The following is a 23,462-nucleotide window of genomic DNA, read 5'->3' as shown; positions in this document are numbered from 1 at the left end:
AAAAATTAAAACATCGTTTTAACGCTTATCTCACTACCCTGGAGTTGACTTAATGAAAACGACCCTCAAGCCGTTACTGGCCGCGCTGTGTCTGACTGCTTTCGCCTGCACCGTTTCTGCCCAGACCATTAAAGCCGCCGATGTGCATCCCGAAGGCTACCCGAACGTGGTGGCGGTCCAGCACATGGGTGAAAAACTCAAACAACAAACCGATGGCAAGCTGGAGATTAAGGTCTTCCCCGGCGGCGTGCTGGGGGATGAAAAGCAGATGATTGAGCAGGCGCAGATGGGGGCGATCGACATGATCCGCGTCTCCATGGCGCCGGTGGCCGCCATCCTGCCGGATATCGAAGTGTTTACCCTGCCCTACGTATTCCGCGATGAAGACCACATGCACAAGGTGATTGACGGGGATATCGGCAAGCAGATCGGCGACAAACTCACCGCCAACCCGAAATCGCGTCTGGTCTTCCTTGGCTGGATGGATTCCGGCACCCGCAACCTGATCACCAAAGAGCCGATCGTCAAACCGGACGATCTGAAAGGGAAGAAAATCCGCGTGCAGGGCAGCCCGGTGGCGCTGGCCACGCTGAAAGCGATGGGGGCGAACTCGGTGGCGATGGGCGTCAGCGAGGTTTACAGCGGCATGCAGACCGGGGTGATCGACGGCGCGGAGAACAACCCGCCAACCTTTATCGCCCACAACTATATGCCGGTCGCCAAAAACTACACGCTGAGCGGCCACTTCATCACCCCGGAAATGCTGCTCTACTCCAAAGTGAAATGGGACAAGCTCAGCGCTGACGAACAGCAAAAGATCCTGACGCTGGCCCGCGAAGCGCAGTTCGAGCAGCGCAAGCTGTGGAATGCGTATAACGACCAGGCCCTGTCGAAAATGAAGGCCGGCGGCGTGCAGTTCCACGACATCGATAAAACGGTGTTTATCAAGGCGACAGAGCCGGTGCGCGCGCAGTATGGCGATAAGCATCAGGATCTGATGAAAGCCATCGCTGACGTCCAGTAAACCGGAGTACGTATGTCCGAACTCTACCTGAAGTGGATGGACCGTCTGTACCTGCTCGCCATGGTGGTGGCGGGTCTCTCGCTACTGGTGATGACGATTGTGATCCCCATTGGCATCTTCTCTCGCTATGTGCTCAATCGCGGCGAATCCTGGCCGGAGCCGATCGCCATTATCTGCATGGTGACGTTTACCTTTATCGGCGCGGCGGTGAGCTATCGCGCCGGGTCGCATATCGCGGTCAACATGCTCACCGACCGCCTGCCCGCGTCGCTGCAAAGAGTGTGCGCGCGAGTGGTAGATCTGCTGATGCTGCTCATCTCCGGCCTGATGTGCTGGTACAGCTACTGGCTGTGCGTCGAGCTGTGGGAGCAGCCGGTGGCGGAGTTTCCGCTCCTGACCTCCGGCGAAAGCTATCTGCCGCTGCCTGTCGGGTCGGCCATTTTGATCCTGTTTGTGCTTGAACGCCTGCTGTTTGGCTCGCAGGAAAACCGTCCGGTCGTGCTGATCGGCAATCACAGTTAAGGGGTGAACAATGGATGCTTTTGTTTTGTTATTCACCCTCGCCATTTTGCTGGCGCTGGGGATGCCGGTGGCCTTCGCCGTCGGCTTAAGCGCCGTGGCGGGCGCGCTGTGGATTGACCTGCCGCTGGAGGCGCTGATGATCCAGATCACCAGTGGAGTGAATAAATTTACCCTGCTGGCGATCCCGTTCTTCATTCTTGCCGGGGCGATCATGGCGGAAGGGGGTATTGCCCGACGGCTGGTTAACTTCGCGTACGTTTTTGTCGGCTTTATTCGCGGCGGGCTGTCGCTGGTGAACATCGTGGCATCAACGTTCTTCGGCGCGATTTCCGGCTCGTCGGTGGCGGATACGGCGTCTATCGGCAGCGTGATGATCCCGGAGATGGAGAAGAAGGGCTATCCGCGCGAATACGCGGCGGCGGTGACGGCCAGCGGGTCGGTGCAGGCGATCCTGATCCCGCCCAGCCACAACTCGGTGATTTACTCCCTGGCGGCAGGGGGAACGGTTTCCATCGCCACGCTGTTTATCGCGGGCGTGCTGCCGGGCCTGCTGCTGGGCGTGAGCCTGATGGTGCTCTGCCTGTGCTTCGCCCGCAAGCGCGGCTATCCGAAGGGGGACAAAATCCCGTTCAGGCAGGCGCTGAAAATCATGCTCGATGCCCTGTGGGGGCTGATGACGGTGGTGATTATCCTCGGCGGGATCTTGTCCGGGATATTCACGGCGACCGAATCTGCCGCCGTGGCCTGCCTGTGGGCGTTTTTCGTCACTATGTTTATCTACCGCGACTATAAATGGAGCGAACTGCCGAAGCTGATGTGCCGCACGGTGAAAACCGTCACCATCGTGATGATTTTGATTGGCTTTGCCGCGGCGTTTGGCGCGGTAATGACCTACATGCAGCTGCCGATGCGCATCACCGAATTCTTCACGTCGCTCTCCGATAACAAATACGTGATCCTGATGTACCTCAATATCATGCTGCTGCTGATTGGCACGCTGATGGACATGGCGCCGATCATCCTGATCCTGACCCCGGTGCTGCTGCCGGTGACCAACTCGCTGGGGATCGACCCGGTGCATTTCGGGATGATCATGATGGTGAACCTGGGGATTGGGCTGATCACGCCGCCGGTCGGATCGGTGCTGTTTGTGGCGAGCGCGGTGAGTAAGCAGAAGATCGAGCACGTGGTGCGGGCGATGCTGCCGTTTTACGGTATGTTGCTGGTGGTGCTGGGGATGGTGACGTACATCCCGGCGATTTCATTGTGGTTGCCGGGGCTGCTAGGGATGCAGTGATGCGTGCGGCCTGATGCCCTCACCCCGGCCCTCTCCCGCGGGGAGAGGGGGCAAACACGAGAAACGGCAACCCGGTTGCCGTTTCACTTTTACCTTTGGCGCAACAGCCGCAACGCGTTCGCCGTAACCAGCACTGTCGCCCCCGTATCCGCCAGCACCGCCAGCCACAGTCCGGTCATGCCGAGCAGCGTGGTGACCAGGAAAATCCCCTTCAGACCCAGCGCAATGCCGATGTTCTGCCGAATATTGGCCCGCGTCGCCCGCGCAAGATCTATCATCTGCGCCAGCCCGGTCAGGCGGTTGTGCGTCAGCGCCGCGTCGGCGGTCTCCAGCGCCACGTCGGTGCCGCTGCCCATCGCAATGCCGATGGTGGAAGCTTTCATTGCCGGGGCATCGTTTATCCCGTCCCCGACCATCGCCAGCGGGGCGTTGCTGTTCAGCTCGGTTACCGCGCTGACTTTATCCGCAGGCAGCAATCCGGCCTTAAACGCCAGCCCCAGCTCACCGGCAATCGCCGCCGCCGCGCGCGGATTATCGCCGGTCAGGATCACACCCTGTACTCCCAGCCTGTGCAGCGCGTCGACGGCGTCTTTCGCATCGTCGCGCAGGGTGTCGCGCAGCGCCAGCATGCCCATCGGTACACCGTCCTGCATCACGGCAACGACCGTCTGCCCGGCCTGCTCCAGCACCTCAACCTGTGGAGTAGAGCGCGAGTCCGCCGCGGCAATCAGCACTTTTTTGCCTTCGACCACAGCCTCAATCCCTGACCCGACCAGCGCTCGCTGGGCGGTTGCCGGAGGGATGTTCAGCCCGCGCGACTGCGCTTCACGCACAATCGCCTGCGCCAGCGGGTGAGTGGAGCCTTGCTCCACGGCGGCGGCCAGCGTCAGCAGATCGTCTTCACTGACATCCTGCGGATACACGCCGGTCACCTGCGGTTTGCCGACGGTGAGCGTGCCGGTTTTGTCGAAGGCGATGTGCTGAATCTGGCTCAGCTGTTCCAGCGCCGCGCCGCCCTTAATCAACGCCCCGCGACGTGCCGCTGCCGCCAGCCCTGAGGTAATCGCCGCCGGGGTGGAGATCACCAGTGCACACGGACAGCCTATCAGCAGCAGCGTCAGCCCTTTGTAAATCCAGCCCTCCCACGGCGCGCCGAAGCACAGCGGCGGGACGACGGTGACCAGCAGCGCCACCAGCATGATGGCGGGGGTGTAAATCCGGCTGAAGCGATCGATAAAGCGTTCTACCGGCGCGCGGCGCTCCTCGGCCTCTTCAATCAGCCTGAGGATGCGGTCGATGGCGCTGTCGCCCGGTTCGGAAAGGACCGTCAACTGCACCAGTCGGTCGACGCTGGTGGCGCCCGCAGGCACCTTTTCACCCGCCGCGCGCGCTACCGGGATGGATTCTCCGGTCAGGGCGCTTTCGTCAAAACTTGCGGTGGTGGTAACGAGGGCCCCATCGGCTGGCAGGCGTCCGCCTGCGGGCACTTCAATCACGTCGCCCGGGCGCAGGGTGTTGATGGCGACCGTTTCACGCTGACCATGAATAACCCGCGTGGCGGTTTCCGGCTTCAGCGCCATCAGCGCGCTCACCCCTTTACGCGCCCGGCTCGCCGCCCAGCCCTCAAGGCGTTCGCCAATTAAGAACAGCAGCAGCACCATCGCCGCTTCCGCCGTCGCGCCAATAAACAGCGCCCCGATAGCCGCCACGCTCATCAGCGTTTCGATGGCAAACCAGCTGCCGCTTCTCATCAGACGCAACGCCTGACGCGCAATCGGGAACAGGCCAACCAGCGTGGTGGCGATAAACGCCAGGTTGCCGAATGGGTGGTTGATCTGCTCCAGCCCCCAGCTCAGGGCCATCATGATGATGAGGGTGATAAGGGGCAGATTTTCTTTTAGCGGGGACGTTTTTTCTGCGGGCGCCGTTTCGCTGCGCAGGGTATAACCCGCTTTGCTGACGGCGGCTTCAACCTGTCTGCTGACGTCGTTTTCGGCGCTGACCAGCAGCTTTTCGGTAGCGAACAGCACCTGAACGTGTTTCACACCCGGCACCTGCTTCACCGCATTTTCCACTTTGCGGGCGCAGGCCGCGCAGTCCATGCCGTTGACCACCCAGCTGTAGTGATTGCCGTTTTCAGGCAGCGCTTCGGTCCGGGTTTCGCACGCGCCCTCGCAGCAGCAGTCCTCTTTTGGCGGAACCGGGCTGAGCTTAAGTGCCGAGAATTGGGGAACTTTTTTAGGTATTTCTGGAGTCGACATGGCAGTCTCCGGTAATGATAATTTTCTCATTAACCGCAGCATACACTCTGGAGTCGACTCCAGAGTCAAGCGTTATTTAGATATACAGCGAACGCACAATCAGGAAGTGTCCGGCAAAGTAACAGGCGGCGGAAATCGCATTATCCGCACGGAAGCGGCGGCGATAGTGGCTGCCCAGCCAGACGATATTACCCAACAGCAACAGTGCGGCACCGAAGAACGCAGACATTGCCGGAGCGGTCGGACGGAAGAACCACAGCTCGCCCGCCAGCCACACCATCACCAGCGTCATGGCGATAAACGTACAGACCGGGAGACGCATCTCTTCCAGACGCGACCAGATCACCGCGATCAGCAGGACGCCAATCACCAGCAGCACCAGCGGCAGCGGCCAGAAGAAGGAGAGCGTCATCTGGCTGGCAAAGTAGATGGTATAGAGCAGATGCGACAGGAAGAACGCCCCCACGGCGTACAGCAGGCGCTGGCGCGGCAGCAGGGTTAAGGCATCGCCAATCAGGGAAGCACACAGCCCCGCGAGGACAAGATAGCTAACGGCGTTAAACATCGGGGCCTGCCAGGCAAGCAACAGCAGGAGTAATAGCGTGACGGGTTTAAATAACCAGCGCTGCCAGGCTGGGCCACGGTAGGACGCATCGACGTAAAGCCATGCGGAAAAACAGACAGCGATAAATGACCAAAGCATATTAACTCCCTGTAACTGTTGAGGCTGAATGATCAGTTCCTGATCCAGTGTAGTGACGCGAGCGGTCGTTTGGCAATGCCGGGGCAGGCGAGGTATCCTGAATTCCGCATAATCTGATGGGATTTTTCAATGAGCAAGATGCCGCTGTTTTTCATTATCGTGGTGGCGATTATCGTCATTGCCGCCTCGTTCCGCTTCGTGCAGCAGCGCCGCGAGAAGGCGGATAACGATGCCGCGCCGCTGATGCAAAAGCGCGTGGTGGTGACGAACAAACGCGAAAAGCCGCTCAATGACCGCCGCTCGCGCCAGCAGCAGGTGACGCCTGCGGGCACAACGATGCGCTATGAAGCGAGCTTTAAGCCGGAAACCGGCGGGCTGGAGATGACCTTCCGCCTGGAGGCGCAGCAGTACCATCAGCTGACGGTGGGAGAGAAAGGCACGCTGAGCTATAAAGGGTCGCGTTTTGTAGGTTTTAGGGCTGAATAATGCGCGATCGGTCCCCTCTCCCAGTGGGAGAGGGTTAGGGTGAGGGCATCACACCGCACCTTACTTCTTCACCTGCGCCTTAAACTTCTTCATCCACACGAGCAGCTCAAATACGCCGAAAATAAACACCCGCAGCTGCTGCCAGCCGGTCATCGGTGGGCTATCTTTCGGCAGTCCGTTTTTCAGCATCACCATCTGTAAGGCATGCATGAACGCGGTAAAAATCAGCGCCACGTTAATGAAGATATTCAGCGGACGCGGGAACGGGTGCACCAGATTCAAAATCAAAAATGCCCAGACGCCCAGCATCAGCACGCGCCCTACGTTAATCAGTACTGGCATCGGATCCTCCTTGTGCCTGACGGTGATACAGACGATAAGCCACCTGGCCGGCGACCTTCTCGCGGTGCAGATCCCAATGAACGGGAACGGACGGCAGACCATTTTCCACTTCGCTTTCAACGTAAATCAGCGCGTCGTCCGCCAGCCAGCCATTTTGCTCCAGCAGGGATAGCGTCTCTTCCAGCAGCCCTTTACGGAACGGCGGGTCAACAAACACCACGTTGTACGGCGTCCCCTGTTGGGCGAGGAAGCTCAGCGTGTTGGTATTCACCACTTTGGCGTTGGTTGCCTTCAGCGTAGCCAAATTTTGCTGCAACGTCTGCGCGACGCCACGCTCCATCTCCAGCAGCGTGGCGCTGGCAGCATAGCGCGACAGCGCTTCCAGCCCTAATGCACCGCTTCCGGCGAAGCAGTCCAGGCAGTTGGCGTCTACCATAGACGGGGCGAGCCAGTTAAACAGCGTCTCGCGAACGCGGTCCGTGGTGGGGCGTAAACCGGGGCTGTCCGGCACCGGTAATTTCCGGCCTCGCCACTGACCGCCGATAATGCGAATTTGACCGGCCGGGGCGCGGGTGGGTTTCTTCATCTCAGGAAAGCTCTGTTAACCATTGCCCTGCGATTGCGGGCGGTGATGTCAATTAAGTAAAGTGTTAGACTATTTCATCATTTTTTTAGCTTCCCTGTATATAGCGCCGCGAGGAGTGTAGTCGCAGATGGCAAAACAAAAAAAACGTGGCTTCTTTTCCTGGTTGGGTTTCGGTGAAAAAGAGCAAGAAACAGAACAGAAAACCGAAGAACAGCAGGTTGTAGAAGAGCAGTCACAGCCTGAAACGCCTGTCGAAACCGCTGCGGTTGTCGAAGCGGAAGAGCCAGCCCACAGTAAAGAAGAGATTGAATCCTTTGCTGAAGAGGTGGTTGAGGTCACTGAGCAGGTTCAGGAGAGCGAGAAGCCAGAGCCGGTTATCGTAGAAACCCTTACCGAAGCGCCGCAGGCCGCTATCGAACACGAAGCGCTGCCGCTGCCCGAAGAGGTTAAAGCTGAAGAGGTTTCTGCCGAAGAGTGGCTGGCCGAAGCGGAAACCGTTGAAATTGTTGAGGCGGTGGAAGAAGAAGCGGTCCTTGAGCCAGAGCTGACCGACGAAGAGCTGGAAGCCCAGGCGCTGGCGGCGGAAGCGGCTGAAGAAGCGGTCATCGTCGTACCGGTGGAAGAGCAGGCCGAAGAAGAGATCGTTCAGGAGCAGGAAAAACCGACAAAAGAAGGTTTCTTCGCGCGCCTGAAACGCAGCCTGCTCAAAACCAAAGAAAACTTAGGTTCCGGATTTATCAGTCTGTTCCGCGGCAAAAAGATCGACGACGATCTGTTTGAGGAGCTGGAAGAGCAGCTGCTTATTGCGGACGTGGGCGTGGAAACCACCCGGAAGATCATCGCTAACCTGACTGAAGGGGCGAGCCGCAAACAGCTGCGTGACGCCGAGGCGCTGTACGGCCTGCTGAAAGACGAGATGGGTGAAATTCTCGCAAAAGTTGACGAACCGCTTAATATTGAAGGCAAAATGCCGTTTGTTATCCTGATGGTTGGCGTCAACGGCGTGGGTAAAACCACCACCATCGGCAAGCTGGCGCGCCAGTTTGAGCAGCAGGGCAAATCGGTGATGCTGGCGGCGGGCGATACCTTCCGTGCGGCAGCGGTGGAACAGCTCCAGGTGTGGGGCCAGCGCAACAATATTCCGGTCATTGCTCAGCACACCGGCGCGGATTCCGCGTCCGTGATTTTCGATGCCATCCAGGCGGCGAAGTCGCGTAACGTGGACGTGCTGATTGCGGATACCGCGGGGCGTTTGCAGAACAAATCGCACCTGATGGAAGAGCTGAAGAAAATCGTTCGCGTCATGAAGAAGCTGGACGAAGATGCACCGCATGAAATTATGCTGACTATCGACGCCAGCACCGGACAGAACGCCATCAGCCAGGCGAAGCTGTTCCATGAAGCGGTAGGACTGACCGGGATCACGCTGACCAAGCTGGACGGCACCGCGAAAGGCGGGGTGATCTTCTCCGTGGCCGACCAGTTCGGCATTCCTATCCGTTACATCGGTGTGGGCGAGCGTATTGAGGATTTACGTCCGTTTAAAGCGGACGACTTTATTGAGGCACTATTTGCCCGAGAGGACTAACAATGATTCGCTTTGAACACGTCAGCAAGGCCTATCTCGGCGGGAGACAAGCGCTACAGGGGGTGACATTCCACCTCCAGCCAGGCGAGATGGCATTCCTGACCGGCCATTCCGGCGCGGGGAAAAGTACCCTGCTCAAGCTGATCTGTGGGATCGAGCGGCCAAGCGCCGGTAAAATCTGGTTCAGCGGCCATGAAATTAGCCGTCTTAAGAACCGTGAAGTGCCGTTCCTGCGTCGTCAGATTGGCATGATTTTTCAGGATCACCACCTGCTGATGGATCGCACGGTTTTCGATAACGTCGCGATCCCGCTGATTATTGCCGGCGCCAGTTACGATGATATCCGCCGTCGCGTTTCGGCGGCGCTGGATAAGGTCGGGCTGCTGGACAAAGCGAAGAACTTCCCGATCCAGCTCTCCGGCGGTGAGCAGCAGCGCGTGGGTATCGCCCGTGCGGTGGTGAACAAGCCTGCCGTTTTGCTGGCGGATGAACCGACCGGTAACCTGGACGATGCTCTCTCTGAAGGGATCCTGCGTCTGTTTGAGGAATTTAACCGCGTGGGGGTCACGGTACTGATGGCGACGCACGACATGGGGCTGATCTCCCGCCGTTCGTACCGCATGCTGACCCTGAGCGACGGGCATTTGCACGGAGGCCACGGTGAATAAGCGTGATGCAATGAACCAGATTCGGCAGTTCAGCAACCGGTTTGACCGTTTCCGCAAGCCTCAGGGCGGTGGTGACGGCAATCGCAATGCGCCTAAGCGTGCCAAAGCGACACCGAAACCGAACTCCCGCAAAACCAACGTCTTTAACGAGCAGGTGCGGTATGCCTTCCAGGGCGCGTTGCAGGATCTGAAAAGCAAACCGCTGGCGACGTTCCTGACGGTGATGGTGATTGCCATCTCCCTGACGCTGCCCAGCGTCTGCTACATGGTTTACAAAAACGTAAACCAGGCGGCGTCCCAGTACTATCCGTCGCCGCAGATCACCGTTTATCTGGATAAAGCCCTCGACGATAACGCGGCGGCTCAGGTGGTGGGGCAGATTCAGGCCGAGCAGGGCGTGGAGAAGGTGAACTATCTTTCCCGCGATGAAGCGCTGGGTGAGTTCCGCAACTGGTCCGGATTCGGCGGCGCGCTGGATATGCTTGAAGAGAACCCGCTGCCCGCGGTGGCGGTGGTGATCCCGAAACTCGATTTCCAGGGCACGGATTCGCTCAACACCCTGCGCGACCGCATTACCCGCATTAACGGGATTGATGAAGTGCGCATGGACGACAGCTGGTTTGCCCGTCTTGCCGCCCTGACCGGGCTGGTAGGACGCGTGTCGGCGATGATCGGCGTGCTGATGGTGGCGGCGGTGTTCCTCGTCATCGGTAACAGCGTGCGCCTGAGCATCTTCGCCCGTCGCGATACCATCAACGTGCAGAAACTGATTGGCGCAACGGATGGTTTCATCCTCCGCCCGTTCCTTTACGGCGGCGCGTTATTAGGTTTTTCTGGTGCATTTCTTTCATTGATATTGTCAGAAATTTTGGTGATGCGGCTGTCGTCAGCAGTCACCGAGGTGGCGCAGGTTTTCGGAACTAAGTTTGATATCAGTGGTTTAGGTTTCGATGAGTGCCTGCTGTTACTGCTGGTGTGCTCCATGATCGGCTGGGTGGCGGCATGGCTGGCAACGGTTCAACATTTACGCCACTTTACTCCCGACTAATAAAAGCGTGATATAATCTTTCCCTGCACCGAGATGTTCGCTTGCAGGGAAAGCGTCCCTGTTGTCTCTTCCCCTGTAATCATCTTCATGTCACATTTTGTGCGTAATTTATTCACTGTTCCACCTGGAACTTGTGGATAAAATCACTGTCTGATAAAAGAGTGAATGCTAATCTCGTTGCTCAAACGCTTTGGCATGGTTGTTGCCTGACGGGGACAACCTGGACCAGAAGAAACATTGAGAGGAATGAATGACCAAAGAAATGCAAACTTTAGCTTTAGCCCCTGTTGGTAACCTGGAATCTTACATCCGGGCTGCGAACACCTGGCCGATGTTAACGGCTGAGGAAGAAAAGGAGCTTGCTGAAAAGCTGCATTACCAGGGCGATCTGGAAGCAGCTAAAACGCTGATCCTGTCTCACCTGCGCTTTGTTGTTCACGTTGCTCGTAATTATGCGGGCTACGGCCTGCCGCAGGCGGACCTGATTCAGGAAGGTAATATTGGCCTGATGAAGGCGGTACGTCGCTTTAACCCGGAAGTGGGTGTGCGACTCGTCTCCTTCGCCGTGCACTGGATCAAAGCGGAAATTCACGAATACGTCCTGCGTAACTGGCGTATTGTGAAAGTCGCCACGACGAAAGCGCAGCGCAAACTGTTCTTCAACCTGCGTAAAACCAAGCAGCGTCTGGGCTGGTTCAATCAGGATGAAGTGGAAATGGTGGCGCGCGAGCTGGGCGTTTCCAGCAAAGACGTCCGCGAGATGGAATCCCGTATGGCCGCTCAGGACATGACGTTTGATATGTCTGCCGACGATGACGCGTCCGACAGCCAGCCGATGGCCCCGGTTCTGTATCTACAGGATAAAACCTCTAACTTTGCTGACGGCATTGAAGAGGATAACTGGGAAGACCAGGCGGCGAACAAGCTGACCTTCGCGATGGAAGGCCTAGACGAGCGTAGCCAGGATATCATCCGTGCCCGCTGGCTGGACGAAGATAACAAGTCCACGTTGCAGGAACTGGCCGACCGCTACGGCGTCTCCGCTGAACGTGTGCGTCAGCTTGAAAAGAACGCCATGAAAAAACTTCGCGCCGCTATCGAAGCGTAATTTTCGCGAAGTACACCGAGAACCCCTGGATGAGAGTCTGGGGGTTTTGTTTTTTTAGCGCTCGCTCTGGCGAATTTCTTCCCCCTGGCAAACACTTACTGATGCGCTAAGCAGGCGACTTTCAGAGGGTGACAGGGTGAAAAATAACGAACTGAACGACCGGCGTTTACAGGCGACGCCGCGCGGTATCGGCGTCATGTGTAACTTCTATGCCGATAAAGCCGAAAACGCCATGGTGTGGGACGTGGAAGGTAACGAGTATATTGATTTTGCCGCCGGGATCGCCGTGCTGAATACCGGGCATCGCCATCCTAAAGTTATCGCCGCCATCGAAAAACAGCTTCACGCCTTTACCCATACCGCTTATCAGATCGTCCCCTATGAAGGTTATGTGGCGCTTGCCGAGCGCATCAACCAGCGCGTTTCCATAGAGGGGCCAGCCAAAACCGCCTTTTTCTCAACCGGTGCAGAAGCGGTCGAAAACGCGGTGAAAATTGCCCGCGCGTACACCAGACGTCCCGGCCTTATCACCTTCGGCGGCGCGTTCCACGGCCGTACCTTTATGACCATGGCGCTGACCGGCAAAGTGGCGCCCTATAAGCTCGGCTTCGGTCCGTTCCCCGGCTCGGTGTACCACGCGCAATTCCCTAACAGCCTGCACGGCGTCAGTACCGCCGAAGCGTTAAAAAGCCTGGAGCGCATCTTCAAAGCCGATATCGCGCCCGATCAGGTGGCGGCAATCATTATTGAACCGGTTCAGGGCGAGGGCGGATTCAACGTCGCGCCCGCTGATTTTATGCAGGCGCTGCGTGCCTTGTGCGATACCCACGGGATTTTACTGATTGCCGACGAAGTGCAAACCGGCTTCGCCCGTACCGGCAAGCTGTTCTCCATGGAAAACCACTGCGTGAAGCCCGATCTGATCACTATGGCGAAAAGCCTGGCGGGCGGGATGCCGCTTTCTGCCGTCTCTGGCCGGGCGGAGGTGATGGATGCGCCCGCGCCGGGTGGACTTGGCGGAACCTACGCAGGTAACCCGCTGGCGATTGCGGCGGCCCATGCGGTGCTGGATGTGATTGACGAGGACGATCTCTGCACCCGCGCGGCGCATCTCGGGCATCATCTGGTCGAGGTGCTGAATAAAGCGAAGGATGGCTGTCCGTATATCGCCGATATCCGTGGGCAGGGGTCGATGGTGGCGGTGGAATTTACCGATCCGCAAACCGGACAGCCGTCGCCGGAATTTACCCGTCAGGTTCAGGAGCGCGCGTTGAACGAAGGGCTGCTGCTTTTGAGCTGCGGCGTTTACGGCAACGTTATTCGCTTCCTCTACCCACTCACCATCCCCGAAGCGCAGTTTCGTAAAGCGCTGGATATTATTTCCGCCTCGCTGACACGATAAAGCCAAAAGCCCGGCTGAAATGAAGGCCGGGCTTATCATATTTTCATTTCAAATTAGCTATTCCAAAATCATAAAAATGGGGTATGTTTTAGCAGAGTATGCTGAAAAAGCGCGAACAGCACGCCTATAACTGAAATAAAGCGCTACACAACAACATCACAACAATCGTTATAACCATAATAATGGGGAATCTCAGGATGAACATGAAGGGTAAAGCGTTACTGGCAGGATGTATCGCGTTGGCATTCAGCGCCATGGCGCAGGCCGATATTAAAGTGGCCGTGGTGGGTGCGATGTCCGGTCCGGTAGCACAGTACGGCGACCAGGAATTTACGGGCGCGGAACAGGCGGTTGCAGACATTAATGCTAAGGGCGGCATCAAGGGCGAAAAGCTGCAAATCGTAAAATATGACGATGCCTGTGACCCAAAACAGGCGGTCGCGGTGGCGAACAAAGTGGTAAACGACGGGATCAAATACGTTATTGGTCACCTGTGCTCCTCTTCCACCCAGCCCGCGTCTGACATCTACGAAGACGAAGGCATTCTGATGATCACGCCGGCCGCGACGGCGCCAGAGCTGACCGCGCGCGGCTATAAGCTGATCCTGCGTACCACCGGTCTGGACTCCGATCAGGGGCCAACAGCCGCGAAATACATCGTGGAAAAAGTGAAGCCGCAGCGCATCGCGATTGTTCATGACAAACAGCAGTACGGCGAAGGCCTGGCCCGTGCGGTGCAGGATAACCTGAAAAAAGCGAACGCCAACGTGGTGTTCTTTGACGGTATCACCGCCGGTGAGAAAGACTTCTCGACCCTGGTCGCGCGTCTGAAGAAGGAAAATATCGATTTCGTTTACTACGGCGGCTACCACCCGGAAATGGGGCAGATCCTGCGTCAGGCGCGTGCGGCGGGTCTGAAGACGCAGTTCATGGGGCCAGAAGGTGTCGCGAACGTTTCCCTGTCTAACATCGCGGGTGAATCCGCTGAAGGTCTGCTGGTGACCAAGCCGAAGAACTACGACCAGGTGCCTGCGAACAAACCTGTTGTCGATGCCATCAAGGCGAAGAAACAGGATCCAAGCGGTGCGTTCGTCTGGACCACCTACGCAGCGTTGCAGTCTCTGCAAGCGGGCCTGAACCAGTCAGCCGATCCGGCGGAGATTGCCACCTGGCTGAAAGCGAACTCGGTGGAAACCGTGATGGGACCGCTGTCCTGGGATGAGAAGGGCGACCTGAAGGGCTTCGAGTTCGGCGTGTTTGACTGGCATGCCAATGGCACTGCTACTGATGCCAAATAATGCTGGTGCGGGTTGATGCCCTCACCCTAACCCTCTCCCACGGGGAGAGGGGATTACCCGGTTTTCTCCCTCTCCCTTAGGGAGAGGGCCGGGGTGAGGGTATCAGGCCGCACAGATCTAGCGCTTCTCCCACCCGTTCGACTGCGCCGTAAACCCTAACGCCTGCATAAACGCTGCCATCACGCCGCGATCCTCCACGCCCACGTCGGCCATCCACCAGGAGGTTACGCTCGGGTTTTCGCGGATCACCTCTTCAATCAAATACTGCCCGACCCCGCGACGACGGGTCACGTCGCGCACGCGCAGGGAGTCCAGCGCCCCTTCCGTGCCGCTCAGCGTTACGCGGACGGCGGCCAGCAGACGTTCATTAAAACGCGCGGCATAGATGCGGTGGTTTTCATCGACGGCCAGCGATGAAGGGGAATATTCCGGCCAGATCTTGCCCAGGTCGATATGATCCTGGTCGCTAAAGGTCACCAGACGCACGATAGTCAGTTTCATTAGCTGCTTGTCCAAATCAAAAAGAGTAGGGCCAGTGTACTCAATTTATTTGCTCAGGCGCTTTCTCTTTTTCTTCCCATTTACCAGGTGATTAGTTTTTTGACAGCGTAATGCGCAGTTTGAAAACACATGGATCGAAAAATAAGCAGAATTTTAACCTGAAGGGCAGTGATTTATTCGGCGCTTTGTACCGTTATTTTATGCTGCCAACTGCGCTTTTATTTGTTTATCTCCGCCTGATTTCAGAATATTATCTTTGCTTAATCGCCTGAAAAATAGAGATATTAGTCTGGTTTTTGACAAAAAACTGCGCTAAACCATTAAAGGCACTGGTAAAAATAGCGTTGTTCATTAAAAGTACAGAATGCTTTTTAACCATAATAAAACAAAATATAAACACGACATCACGAATGGGGATTCAGAGATGAAAAGGAACGCGAAGACGTTAATCGCGGGGATGGTCGCACTGTCGATCTCGCATGCCGCTATGGCAGACGACATTAAAGTTGCGGTAGTGGGGGCGATGTCCGGCCCTGTTGCCCAGTGGGGTGACATGGAGTTCAACGGCGCGCGTCAGGCCATCAAAGATATCAACGCCAAAGGCGGGATCAAAGGCGACAAGCTGGTGGGCGTGGAGTATGACGACGCCTGCGATCCAAAACAGGCCGTCGCGGTCGCCAACAAAATTGTTAACGACGGTATCCAGTACGTCATAGGGCACCTGTGTTCCTCTTCCACGCAGCCTGCGTCTGATATCTACGAAGACGAAGGCATTCTGATGATCACCCCGGGCGCCACCAACCCGGAACTGACCCAGCGCGGCTACCAGCACATCATGCGTACCGCCGGTCTGGACTCCTCTCAGGGGCCAACCGCAGCCAAATACATCCTCGAAACCGTTAAGCCGCAGCGTATCGCCATCATTCATGATAAACAGCAGTACGGCGAAGGCCTGGCGCGTTCCGTACAGGACGGCCTGAAAAAAGGCGGGGCGAACATGGTCTTCTTCGACGGCATTACCGCCGGTGAAAAAGACTTCTCCGCGCTGATCGCCCGTCTGCAAAAAGAGAATATCGACTTCGTTTACTACGGCGGCTACTACCCGGAAATGGGGCAGATGCTGCGCCAGGCGCGCGCCACCGGACTGAAAACCCAGTTCATGGGGCCAGAGGGCGTGGGCAATGCCTCCCTGTCCAACATCGCGGGGGATTCTGCCGAAGGCATGCTGGTGACGATGCCAAAACGCTATGACCAGGATCCGGCGAATAAGGTTATCGTGGATGCGCTCAAGGCGCAGAAGAAAGATCCAAGTGGTCCGTACGTCTGGATCACCTACGCGGCCGTGCAGTCTCTGGCCACCGCGCTGGACCGTACCGGCAGCAAAGAACCGCTGGATCTGGTGAAAGATTTAAAAGCGCACGGGGCGAACACCGTGATTGGGCCGCTGAACTGGGATGAGAAAGGCGATCTGAAGGGATTTGAATTTGGTGTCTTTAAGTGGCACGCCGACGGTTCGTCCTCGGTCGCCAGATAATCATCCCACCGCCCGGCTCACCGGGCGGGTATAAAAAGGTTTGCATATGTCCGAGCAGTTTCTCTACTTTTTGCAGCAGATGTTTAACGGCGTCACGCTGGGAAGCACTTACGCGCTGATCGCCATCGGCTACACGATGGTTTACGGCATTATCGGCATGATTAACTTCGCCCACGGCGAGGTGTACATGATCGGTAGCTACGTCTCCTTTATGATCATCGCCGCGCTGATGATGATGGGCATCGACAGCAGCTGGCTGCTGGTGGCCGCCGGGTTTGTCGGCGCGATTGTGATCGCCAGCGCCTACGGCTGGAGTATCGAACGGGTAGCCTACCGACCGGTGCGCAGCTCCAAGCGCCTGATCGCGCTGATCTCCGCCATCGGGATGTCCATTTTCCTGCAAAACTACGTCAGCCTGACTGAAGGTTCACGCGACGTGGCGCTGCCAAGCCTGTTTAACGGCCAGTGGATTGTGGGGGCCAGCGAAAACTTCTCCGCCTCTGTCACCACCATGCAGCTGGTAATCTGGGTTGTGACCTTTATTGCGATGCTGGCCCTGACCCTGTTCATCCGCTACTCCCGCATGGGACGCGCCTGCCGCGCCTGCGCGGAAGATCTGAAGATGGCGAGCCTGCTCGGGATTAACACCGACCGCGTGATTGCCCTGACCTTCGTGATCGGCGCAGCGATGGCGGCGGTGGCTGGCGTGTTGCTCGGTCAGTTCTACGGCGTAATCAACCCGTACATCGGCTTTATGGCCGGGATGAAAGCCTTCACCGCGGCGGTACTGGGCGGCATCGGCAGCATTCCGGGCGCGATGATCGGCGGCCTGATTTTGGGCGTGGCCGAAGCGCTCTCCTCTGCGTATCTGAGCACCGAATATAAAGATGTGGTGTCGTTTGCCCTGCTAATTCTGGTTCTGCTGGTGATGCCTACCGGTATTCTGGGCCGTCCGGAGGTAGAGAAAGTATGAAACCGATGCATTTTGCGATGGCGCTGCTCTCTGCCGCCATGTTCTTCGTCCTGGCGGGCGTCTTTATGGGCGTCCAGTTAGGGCTGGACGGCACGAAGCTGGTGGTGGATACCGCCCCCGACATCCGCTGGCAGTGGGTGTTTATCGGCACCGCTGTGGTGTTCCTGTTCCAGCTGCTGCGTCCGCTGTTCCAGAAGACGCTGAAAAACGTCTCCGGGCCGAAATTCGTCCTGCCGGCGATCGACGGTACAACCGTGAAACAGAAGCTGTTCCTTGTGGCGCTGCTGGTGGCTGCCGTGGCGTGGCCGTTTATGGTATCGCGCGGGACGGTGGATATTGCCACCCTGACCATGATCTACGTGATTCTGGGGCTGGGTCTGAACGTGGTGGTGGGGCTGTCTGGCCTGCTGGTGCTGGGCTACGGCGGGTTCTACGCCATCGGCGCGTACACCTTCGCGCTGCTGAACCACTATTACGGCCTCGGCTTCTGGACCTGTCTGCCGCTGGCGGGGCTGGTCTCTGCCGCGGCGGGCTTCCTGCTCGGTTTCCCGGTGCTGCGCCTGCGCGGTGACTACCTGGCGATTGTGACCTTAGGCTTCGGCGAAATCGTCCGTATTCTGCTGCTCAACAATACCGAAGTGACCGGCGGTCCGAACGGCATCAGCCAGATCCCGAAACCGACCTTCTTCGGCCTGGAGTTCAGCCGTACCGCCCGCGAAGGCGGCTGGGATACCTTCAGCAACTTCTTTGGCATCAAATACGATCCGTCCGACCGCGTGATCTGGCTCTATCTGGTGGCGCTGCTGCTGGTGGTGATTACGCTGTTTGTGATCAACCGTCTGCTGCGCATGCCGCTGGGTCGCGCGTGGGAAGCGCTGCGCGAAGATGAGATCGCCTGCCGCTCCCTGGGCCTGAACCCGACCCGCATCAAGCTGACCGCATTTACCATTAGCGCCGCGTTTGCCGGTTTCGCCGGAACGCTGTTTGCCGCGCGTCAGGGCTTCGTCAGCCCGGAATCGTTCACCTTTGCCGAATCGGCCTTCGTGCTGGCGATTGTGGTGCTCGGCGGAATGGGCTCGCAGTTCGCCGTGATCCTCGCGGCTATCCTGCTGGTGGTCTCCCGCGAGCTGATGCGCGACTTTAACGAATACAGCATGTTAATGCTGGGTGGTTTGATGGTGCTGATGATGATCTGGCGTCCGCAGGGTCTCCTGCCGATGACCCGTCCACAGCTGAAGCTGAAACGCACACAGGCGAAAGGAGAGCAGGCATGAAGCCTTTATTATCCGTTAACGGCCTGATGATGCGTTTTGGCGGCCTGCTGGCGGTCAACAATGTGAATCTGGATCTGCACAAGAAAGAGATTGTCTCCCTGATTGGCCCGAACGGCGCGGGAAAAACCACGGTCTTCAACTGCCTGACCGGCTTCTACAAGCCGACGGGCGGCACCATCATGCTGCGCGATCAGCATCTTGAAGGGCTGCCGGGCCAGCAGATTGCCCGCATGGGCGTGGTGCGTACCTTCCAGCACGTGCGTCTGTTCCGCGAGATGACGGTGATTGAGAACCTGCTGGTGGCGCAACATCAGCAGCTGAAAACCGGCCTCTTCTCCGGCCTGCTGAAAACCCCGGCCTTCCGCCGCACGCAGGAAGAGGCGCTCGATCGCGCCGCGACCTGGCTCGACCGTATCGGCCTGCTCCAGCACGCCAACCGTCAGGCGAGCAACCTCGCTTACGGGGATCAGCGTCGCCTTGAGATCGTGCGCTGCATGGTGACCCAGCCGGAGATCCTGATGCTCGACGAACCAGCGGCAGGTCTCAATCCGAAAGAGACCAAAGAGCTGGACGAGCTGATTGCCGAGCTGCGCGACCATCACGACACCACCATCCTGCTGATTGAGCATGACATGAAGCTGGTGATGGGCATTTCGGACCGTATCTACGTGGTAAACCAGGGCACGCCGCTGGCAAACGGCACGCCGGAAGAGATCCGCAACAACCCGGACGTGATCCGCGCATACCTTGGTGAGGCATAAGATGGAAAAAGCGATGTTAACGTTCGACAAGGTCAACGCGCACTACGGCAAAATTCAGGCGCTGCACGATGTCAGCCTGCATATTAATCAGGGCGAAATCGTCACCCTGATTGGGGCTAACGGCGCGGGCAAAACCACGCTGCTCGGCACCCTGTGCGGCGACCCGCGCGCCACCAGCGGGCGGATTGTGTTTGATGGTAAAGACATCACCGACTGGCAGACCGCCAGAATCATGCGTGAAGCGGTGGCGATTGTCCCGGAAGGGCGTCGCGTATTCTCCCGCATGACGGTGGAAGAGAATCTGGCGATGGGCGGTTTCTTCGCCCACCGGGATGAATACCAGACCCGCATCAAGTGGGTGTACGAACTCTTCCCGCGCCTGTGGGAGCGTCGTATTCAGCGCGCGGGCACCATGTCCGGCGGCGAGCAACAGATGCTGGCGATTGGCCGCGCGCTGATGAGCCAGCCGCGTCTGCTGTTGCTGGATGAACCGTCGCTCGGTCTTGCGCCCATCATCATCCAGCAGATTTTCGATACCATTGAGCAGCTGCGCAAAGAGGGGATGACCATCTTCCTCGTCGAACAGAACGCCAACCAGGCGCTGAAGCTCGCTGACCGCGGCTATGTGCTGGAGAACGGGCGCGTGGTGCTCTCCGATACCGGCGATGCGCTGCTGGCGAACGAAGCGGTGCGGAGCGCGTACCTGGGCGGATAGGTAAAAGCAAAAAGGCAACGCAAGTTGCCTTTTTTAGTGTTTTCTCCCTCACCCTGTGGGAGAGGGCCGGGGTGAGGGCACCAGACCGCACCCAACATCTAAACCCCTTCACACAACCATCATCCCTCTGACGCCTGGCTGTCACCTGTCTGTAAACAAACAGTTATTTTTCTGTCATTCGAGCATGTCATGTTACCTCGCGAGCATAAAACGCGTGATATCGCGCACCCGGCACAATAAGAGAGATGACAATGACATCGTTACGACACACAGCTTTGGGTCTGGCACTGGGTCTGGCTTTTGCGACGAACGCAATGGCTGTGACGACCATTCCGTTCTGGCATTCCATGGAAGGAGAGTTGGGTAAAGAGGTTGACTCCCTGGCGCAACGTTTCAACGACACCCACCCGGATTACAAAATTGTGCCGGTGTACAAAGGCAACTACGAGCAGAGCCTGAGCGCGGGCATCGCCGCCTTCCGTACCGGTAACGCGCCTGCGCTGTTACAGGTTTATGAAGTGGGCACCGCGACCATGATGGCCTCCAAAGCCATCAAGCCGGTGTACGAGGTGTTCAAAGAGGCGGGCATTAACTTTGACGAGTCCCAGTTCGTGCCAACCGTGGCGGGATACTACTCGGATTCCAAAAGCGGGCATCTGCTGTCCCAGCCGTTTAACAGCTCTACGCCAGTGCTGTACTACAACAAAGACGCCTTCAGGAAAGCCGGTTTAGATCCGGAGCAGCCGCCAAAAACCTGGCAGGACCTGGCCGAATACACCGCGAAGCTGAAAGCGGCGGGGATGAAGTGCGGCTACGCCAGCGGCTGGCAGGGCTGGATCCAGATTGAAAACTTCAGCGCCTGGCACGGCCTGCCGGTTGCCACCAAAAACAACGGCTTCGACGGTACCGACGCGGTGCTGGAGTTCAACAAGCCGGAGCAGGTGAAGCACATCGCGCTGCTGGAAGCACTCAATAAGAAGGGCGACTTCAGCTACTTCGGGCGTAAAGACGAATCCACCGAGAAGTTCTACAACGGCGATTGCGCCATTACCACCGCCTCATCTGGCTCGCTGGCAGACATCCGTCACTACGCCAAATTCAATTACGGCGTGGGCATGATGCCGTACGACGCTGACGTCAAAGGCGCGCCGCAGAATGCCATCATCGGCGGGGCGAGCCTGTGGGTGATGCAGGGTAAAGACAACGGCACCTACAAAGGCGTGGCCGAGTTCCTCGACTTCCTGGCGAAGCCGGAAAACGCCGCCGAGTGGCACCAGAAGACCGGCTACCTGCCGATCACCAAAGCCGCGTACGACCTGACCCGCGAGCAGGGCTTCTACAGCAAGAACCCGGGCGCGGATATCGCGACGCGTCAGATGCTGAACAAGCCGCCGTTGCCGTTCACCAAAGGCCTGCGTCTGGGCAACATGCCGCAGATCCGCACCATCGTCGATGAAGAGCTGGAAAGCGTCTGGACCGGGAAGAAAACGCCACAGCAGGCGCTGGATTCCGCGGTAGAGCGCGGGAATCAGCTGCTGCGCCGCTTTGAGCAGTCGACGAAGTCTTAATCTTTTTGCCCTCACTAACCCTCTCCCTTTGGGAGAGGGACGGGGTGAGGGGAAACCAACCTGAGCTAACCTATGTCATCATCCCGTCCGGTGTTCCGTTCCCGCTGGCTGCCGTATCTGCTGGTCGCGCCGCAGCTGGTCATCACCGTCATCTTCTTTATCTGGCCTGCGGGCGAAGCGCTGTGGTACTCGGTACAAAGCGTCGATCCGTTCGGGCTTTCCAGCCAGTTTGTCGGGCTGGACAACTTTACCGCGCTGTTCCACGACAGCTACTACCTGGATTCCTTCTGGACGACGATCAAATTCAGCGCGCTGGTCACCGTCAGCGGCCTTGTCGCGTCGCTGTTTTTCGCCGCGCTGGTGGATTACGTAGTACGGGGCAGCCGTCTGTATCAGACCCTGATGCTGCTGCCCTACGCCGTGGCTCCCGCCGTGGCCGCCGTGCTGTGGATCTTCCTGTTTAACCCGGGCCGCGGGCTGATTACCCACTTCCTGGGTGAGTTTGGCTATGACTGGAACCACGCCCAGAATAGCGGTCAGGCGATGTTCCTGGTGGTGTTCGCCTCGGTGTGGAAGCAGATCAGCTATAACTTCCTGTTTTTCTTTGCCGCGCTACAGTCTATCCCGCGTTCGCTGGTGGAGGCCGCCGCCATCGACGGCGCAGGGCCGGTGCGCCGCTTCTTCCGGCTGTCGCTGCCGCTGATCGCCCCGGTGAGTTTCTTCCTGCTGGTGGTGAACCTGGTGTACGCCTTCTTCGACACCTTCCCGGTGATCGACGCCGCCACCGCGGGCGGCCCGGTGCAGGCAACCACCACGCTGATTTACAAGATCTACCGCGAGGGCTTTGCCGGGCTTGATCTCTCAGCCTCTGCTGCACAGTCGGTCGTGCTGATGTTCCTCGTCATCATCCTCACGGTGGTGCAGTTCCGCTATGTCGAAAGTAAGGTGCGCTACCAATGATTGAGAACCGTCGCGGGCTGACGATTTTCAGCCATACCCTGCTAATCCTGGGCATCCTCGTCATCCTGTTCCCACTGTACGTGGCCTTTGTCGCCGCCACGCTGGACACCAAAGCGGTGTTCGACACGCCAATGACGCTGATCCCAGGCACGCATCTTTTCGAGAACATGAAGACTATCTGGACACAGGGCGTGGGCGCTAACAGCGCGCCGTTCTGGCTGATGATGCTCAACAGTTTCATCATGGCGTTCGGCATCACCGTCGGCAAAATCACCGTGTCGATGCTTTCGGCCTTCGCCATCGTCTGGTTCCGCTTTCCGTTGCGTAACCTGTTTTTCTGGATGATTTTCATCACCCTGATGCTGCCGGTGGAGGTGCGTATCTTCCCGACGGTGGAGGTGATCGCCAACCTGAAGATGCTCGACAGCTACGCGGGCTTAACCCTGCCGCTGATGGCCTCGGCGACCGCCACCTTCCTGTTCCGCCAGTTCTTTATGACCCTGCCGGATGAGCTGATTGAAGCCGCGCGCATCGACGGGGCCTCGCCGATGCGCTTCTTCCGCGACATCGTGCTGCCGCTGTCGAAAACCAATCTCGCGGCGCTGTTTGTGATCACCTTTATCTACGGCTGGAACCAGTATCTGTGGCCGCTGCTGATTGTTCAGGACGTCAACCTCGGCACCGCCGTGGCAGGCATCAAAGGCATGATCGCCACCGGCGAAGGCACCACCCTCTGGAACCAGGTGATGGCGGCGATGCTGCTCACCCTTATCCCACCCGTAGTCATTGTTTTAGCCATGCAGCGCGCGTTTGTCCGCGGCCTGGTCGATAGCGAGAAATAAG

The 23,462-nt window shown here is 57.9% G+C and carries 23 protein-coding genes; 18 read left to right on the top strand and 5 right to left on the bottom strand.

The features are described from left to right. Nucleotides 1–52 precede the first annotated feature (52 nt). Genes ACOTX4_RS19615 through ACOTX4_RS19605 form a run of 3 tightly spaced genes read left to right on the top strand, consistent with a single transcriptional unit; the run spans nt 53 to nt 2,843 of the window. Nucleotides 53–1,024 carry a TRAP transporter substrate-binding protein gene (locus ACOTX4_RS19615; RefSeq protein ID WP_003861277.1) on the top strand — a complete coding sequence of 324 codons (972 nt, stop codon included), beginning with the start codon at nt 53–55 and terminating at the stop codon, nt 1,022–1,024. 12 nt (nt 1,025–1,036) lie between these two features. Then, on the top strand, nt 1,037–1,546 hold the full coding sequence (locus tag ACOTX4_RS19610) for a TRAP transporter small permease (RefSeq protein WP_003861278.1): 510 nt from the start codon (nt 1,037–1,039) through the stop codon (nt 1,544–1,546). Between the two features lie 10 nt (nt 1,547–1,556). Continuing rightward, nucleotides 1,557–2,843, top strand: a complete 1,287-nt coding sequence (locus tag ACOTX4_RS19605) for a TRAP transporter large permease (RefSeq protein WP_003861280.1) — start codon at nt 1,557–1,559, stop codon at nt 2,841–2,843. An 89-nt stretch (nt 2,844–2,932) separates the two neighbouring features. Here the strand turns inward: ACOTX4_RS19605 and zntA are convergent, their stop codons facing one another. Further along, nucleotides 2,933–5,104, bottom strand: a complete 2,172-nt coding sequence (gene zntA, locus ACOTX4_RS19600; RefSeq protein ID WP_045330009.1) for a Zn(II)/Cd(II)/Pb(II) translocating P-type ATPase ZntA — start codon at nt 5,102–5,104, stop codon at nt 2,933–2,935. Between the two features lie 76 nt (nt 5,105–5,180). Next, complete coding sequence (locus ACOTX4_RS19595) at nt 5,181–5,807, bottom strand: lysoplasmalogenase (protein ID WP_045330010.1); 627 nt, start codon at nt 5,805–5,807, stop codon at nt 5,181–5,183. Between the two features lie 129 nt (nt 5,808–5,936). Between ACOTX4_RS19595 and ACOTX4_RS19590 the strand changes: the two genes are divergently transcribed. Beyond that, nucleotides 5,937–6,293: a DUF2500 domain-containing protein gene (locus tag ACOTX4_RS19590; RefSeq protein WP_003861518.1), complete on the top strand. Its 357-nt coding sequence runs from the start codon at nt 5,937–5,939 to the stop codon at nt 6,291–6,293. A 60-nt stretch (nt 6,294–6,353) separates the two neighbouring features. Here ACOTX4_RS19590 and ACOTX4_RS19585 read toward each other — a convergent pair whose 3' ends face one another. Together ACOTX4_RS19585 and rsmD are read right to left on the bottom strand one after the other, a co-directional pair. Further along, the gene (locus tag ACOTX4_RS19585) at nt 6,354–6,635 is read right to left on the bottom strand and encodes a DUF1145 family protein (RefSeq protein ID WP_003861520.1); all 282 of its coding nucleotides are present in this window, start codon (nt 6,633–6,635) and stop codon (nt 6,354–6,356) included. Beyond that, the gene (rsmD, locus tag ACOTX4_RS19580) at nt 6,619–7,221 is read right to left on the bottom strand and encodes a 16S rRNA (guanine(966)-N(2))-methyltransferase (protein WP_023314975.1); all 603 of its coding nucleotides are present in this window, start codon (nt 7,219–7,221) and stop codon (nt 6,619–6,621) included. The genes ACOTX4_RS19585 and rsmD overlap by 17 nt, the downstream gene beginning before the upstream one ends. A gap of 127 nt (nt 7,222–7,348) precedes the next feature. Between rsmD and ftsY the strand changes: the two genes are divergently transcribed. The 6 genes from ftsY (at nt 7,349) to livJ (ending at nt 14,333) form a co-directional block, all read left to right on the top strand. Continuing rightward, the gene (gene ftsY, locus ACOTX4_RS19575; RefSeq protein WP_022651969.1) at nt 7,349–8,809 is read left to right on the top strand and encodes a signal recognition particle-docking protein FtsY; all 1,461 of its coding nucleotides are present in this window, start codon (nt 7,349–7,351) and stop codon (nt 8,807–8,809) included. 2 nt (nt 8,810–8,811) lie between these two features. Further along, entirely contained in the window at nt 8,812–9,477 is a 666-nt protein-coding gene (gene ftsE, locus ACOTX4_RS19570) for a cell division ATP-binding protein FtsE (RefSeq protein WP_006812284.1), read from the top strand. Next, nucleotides 9,470–10,525, top strand: a complete 1,056-nt coding sequence (ftsX, locus tag ACOTX4_RS19565; RefSeq protein WP_003861527.1) for a permease-like cell division protein FtsX — start codon at nt 9,470–9,472, stop codon at nt 10,523–10,525. The genes ftsE and ftsX overlap by 8 nt, the downstream gene beginning before the upstream one ends. Nucleotides 10,526–10,775: 250 nt before the next feature. Continuing rightward, complete coding sequence (gene rpoH / locus ACOTX4_RS19560) at nt 10,776–11,633, top strand: RNA polymerase sigma factor RpoH (RefSeq protein WP_000159624.1); 858 nt, start codon at nt 10,776–10,778, stop codon at nt 11,631–11,633. A 136-nt stretch (nt 11,634–11,769) separates the two neighbouring features. After that, nucleotides 11,770–13,035, top strand: coding sequence for a 4-aminobutyrate--2-oxoglutarate transaminase (locus tag ACOTX4_RS19555; protein ID WP_045330023.1), 1,266 nt, complete (start codon nt 11,770–11,772; stop codon nt 13,033–13,035). Between the two features lie 197 nt (nt 13,036–13,232). Next, nucleotides 13,233–14,333, top strand: a complete 1,101-nt coding sequence (gene livJ, locus ACOTX4_RS19550) for a branched chain amino acid ABC transporter substrate-binding protein LivJ (RefSeq protein WP_003861530.1) — start codon at nt 13,233–13,235, stop codon at nt 14,331–14,333. 117 nt (nt 14,334–14,450) lie between these two features. Here livJ and panM read toward each other — a convergent pair whose 3' ends face one another. Beyond that, nucleotides 14,451–14,834 (bottom strand): aspartate 1-decarboxylase autocleavage activator PanM, encoded by a 384-nt coding sequence (gene panM / locus ACOTX4_RS19545; protein ID WP_023314973.1) that lies wholly within the window; start codon nt 14,832–14,834, stop codon nt 14,451–14,453. 424 nt (nt 14,835–15,258) lie between these two features. On the opposite strand from panM, the gene livK reads away from it, so the two are divergent. The 8 genes from livK to ugpE all read left to right on the top strand — a co-directional run bounded on the left by livK (nt 15,259) and on the right by ugpE (nt 23,461). Further along, nucleotides 15,259–16,368 carry a high-affinity branched-chain amino acid ABC transporter substrate-binding protein LivK gene (gene livK / locus ACOTX4_RS19540; protein ID WP_045330027.1) on the top strand — a complete coding sequence of 370 codons (1,110 nt, stop codon included), beginning with the start codon at nt 15,259–15,261 and terminating at the stop codon, nt 16,366–16,368. 46 nt (nt 16,369–16,414) lie between these two features. Then, nucleotides 16,415–17,341 (top strand): high-affinity branched-chain amino acid ABC transporter permease LivH, encoded by a 927-nt coding sequence (livH, locus tag ACOTX4_RS19535; protein ID WP_003861540.1) that lies wholly within the window; start codon nt 16,415–16,417, stop codon nt 17,339–17,341. Continuing rightward, nucleotides 17,338–18,615: a high-affinity branched-chain amino acid ABC transporter permease LivM gene (locus ACOTX4_RS19530; RefSeq protein WP_003861542.1), complete on the top strand. Its 1,278-nt coding sequence runs from the start codon at nt 17,338–17,340 to the stop codon at nt 18,613–18,615. Before livH ends, ACOTX4_RS19530 begins: the two co-directional genes overlap by 4 nt. Then, the gene (gene livG, locus ACOTX4_RS19525) at nt 18,612–19,376 is read left to right on the top strand and encodes a high-affinity branched-chain amino acid ABC transporter ATP-binding protein LivG (RefSeq protein WP_003861544.1); all 765 of its coding nucleotides are present in this window, start codon (nt 18,612–18,614) and stop codon (nt 19,374–19,376) included. The genes ACOTX4_RS19530 and livG overlap by 4 nt, the downstream gene beginning before the upstream one ends. A gap of 1 nt (nt 19,377) precedes the next feature. Further along, nucleotides 19,378–20,091, top strand: a complete 714-nt coding sequence (livF, locus tag ACOTX4_RS19520; RefSeq protein ID WP_022651964.1) for a high-affinity branched-chain amino acid ABC transporter ATP-binding protein LivF — start codon at nt 19,378–19,380, stop codon at nt 20,089–20,091. A gap of 251 nt (nt 20,092–20,342) precedes the next feature. Further along, nucleotides 20,343–21,659 (top strand): sn-glycerol-3-phosphate ABC transporter substrate-binding protein UgpB, encoded by a 1,317-nt coding sequence (gene ugpB / locus ACOTX4_RS19515; protein ID WP_045330030.1) that lies wholly within the window; start codon nt 20,343–20,345, stop codon nt 21,657–21,659. A 72-nt stretch (nt 21,660–21,731) separates the two neighbouring features. After that, nucleotides 21,732–22,619: a sn-glycerol-3-phosphate ABC transporter permease UgpA gene (ugpA, locus tag ACOTX4_RS19510; RefSeq protein ID WP_003861551.1), complete on the top strand. Its 888-nt coding sequence runs from the start codon at nt 21,732–21,734 to the stop codon at nt 22,617–22,619. After that, nucleotides 22,616–23,461: a sn-glycerol-3-phosphate ABC transporter permease UgpE gene (ugpE, locus tag ACOTX4_RS19505; RefSeq protein ID WP_023314971.1), complete on the top strand. Its 846-nt coding sequence runs from the start codon at nt 22,616–22,618 to the stop codon at nt 23,459–23,461. The genes ugpA and ugpE overlap by 4 nt, the downstream gene beginning before the upstream one ends. Nucleotide 23,462 lies beyond the last annotated feature (1 nt).

Source organism: Enterobacter cloacae complex sp. IR5459, assembly GCF_049238005.1.
Classification (GTDB): Bacteria; Pseudomonadota; Gammaproteobacteria; order Enterobacterales; family Enterobacteriaceae; genus Enterobacter; species Enterobacter hormaechei_C.
Note: the sequence above shows the minus strand (reverse complement) of the source record. Positions and strands in the feature narration are given on the sequence as shown.

What these genes read in the sequence shown, in the direction of transcription:
- livK (WP_045330027.1), top strand. Translation starts at nt 15,259, where the DNA reads ATGAAAAGGAACGCGAAGACGTTAATCGCGGGGATGGTCGCACTGTCG.
- ACOTX4_RS19615 (WP_003861277.1), top strand. Translation starts at nt 53, where the DNA reads ATGAAAACGACCCTCAAGCCGTTACTGGCCGCGCTGTGTCTGACTGCT.
- panM (WP_023314973.1), bottom strand. Translation starts at nt 14,834, where the DNA reads ATGAAACTGACTATCGTGCGTCTGGTGACCTTTAGCGACCAGGATCAT.
- livF (WP_022651964.1), top strand. Translation starts at nt 19,378, where the DNA reads ATGGAAAAAGCGATGTTAACGTTCGACAAGGTCAACGCGCACTACGGC.
- ACOTX4_RS19595 (WP_045330010.1), bottom strand. Translation starts at nt 5,807, where the DNA reads ATGCTTTGGTCATTTATCGCTGTCTGTTTTTCCGCATGGCTTTACGTC.
- ACOTX4_RS19610 (WP_003861278.1), top strand. Translation starts at nt 1,037, where the DNA reads ATGTCCGAACTCTACCTGAAGTGGATGGACCGTCTGTACCTGCTCGCC.
- ugpE (WP_023314971.1), top strand. Translation starts at nt 22,616, where the DNA reads ATGATTGAGAACCGTCGCGGGCTGACGATTTTCAGCCATACCCTGCTA.
- zntA (WP_045330009.1), bottom strand. Translation starts at nt 5,104, where the DNA reads ATGTCGACTCCAGAAATACCTAAAAAAGTTCCCCAATTCTCGGCACTT.
- rpoH (WP_000159624.1), top strand. Translation starts at nt 10,776, where the DNA reads ATGACCAAAGAAATGCAAACTTTAGCTTTAGCCCCTGTTGGTAACCTG.
- ftsY (WP_022651969.1), top strand. Translation starts at nt 7,349, where the DNA reads ATGGCAAAACAAAAAAAACGTGGCTTCTTTTCCTGGTTGGGTTTCGGT.
- ugpA (WP_003861551.1), top strand. Translation starts at nt 21,732, where the DNA reads ATGTCATCATCCCGTCCGGTGTTCCGTTCCCGCTGGCTGCCGTATCTG.
- livG (WP_003861544.1), top strand. Translation starts at nt 18,612, where the DNA reads ATGAAGCCTTTATTATCCGTTAACGGCCTGATGATGCGTTTTGGCGGC.
- ftsE (WP_006812284.1), top strand. Translation starts at nt 8,812, where the DNA reads ATGATTCGCTTTGAACACGTCAGCAAGGCCTATCTCGGCGGGAGACAA.
- ugpB (WP_045330030.1), top strand. Translation starts at nt 20,343, where the DNA reads ATGACATCGTTACGACACACAGCTTTGGGTCTGGCACTGGGTCTGGCT.
- livJ (WP_003861530.1), top strand. Translation starts at nt 13,233, where the DNA reads ATGAACATGAAGGGTAAAGCGTTACTGGCAGGATGTATCGCGTTGGCA.
- ACOTX4_RS19605 (WP_003861280.1), top strand. Translation starts at nt 1,557, where the DNA reads ATGGATGCTTTTGTTTTGTTATTCACCCTCGCCATTTTGCTGGCGCTG.
- ACOTX4_RS19530 (WP_003861542.1), top strand. Translation starts at nt 17,338, where the DNA reads ATGAAACCGATGCATTTTGCGATGGCGCTGCTCTCTGCCGCCATGTTC.
- rsmD (WP_023314975.1), bottom strand. Translation starts at nt 7,221, where the DNA reads ATGAAGAAACCCACCCGCGCCCCGGCCGGTCAAATTCGCATTATCGGC.
- livH (WP_003861540.1), top strand. Translation starts at nt 16,415, where the DNA reads ATGTCCGAGCAGTTTCTCTACTTTTTGCAGCAGATGTTTAACGGCGTC.
- ACOTX4_RS19590 (WP_003861518.1), top strand. Translation starts at nt 5,937, where the DNA reads ATGAGCAAGATGCCGCTGTTTTTCATTATCGTGGTGGCGATTATCGTC.
- ACOTX4_RS19585 (WP_003861520.1), bottom strand. Translation starts at nt 6,635, where the DNA reads ATGCCAGTACTGATTAACGTAGGGCGCGTGCTGATGCTGGGCGTCTGG.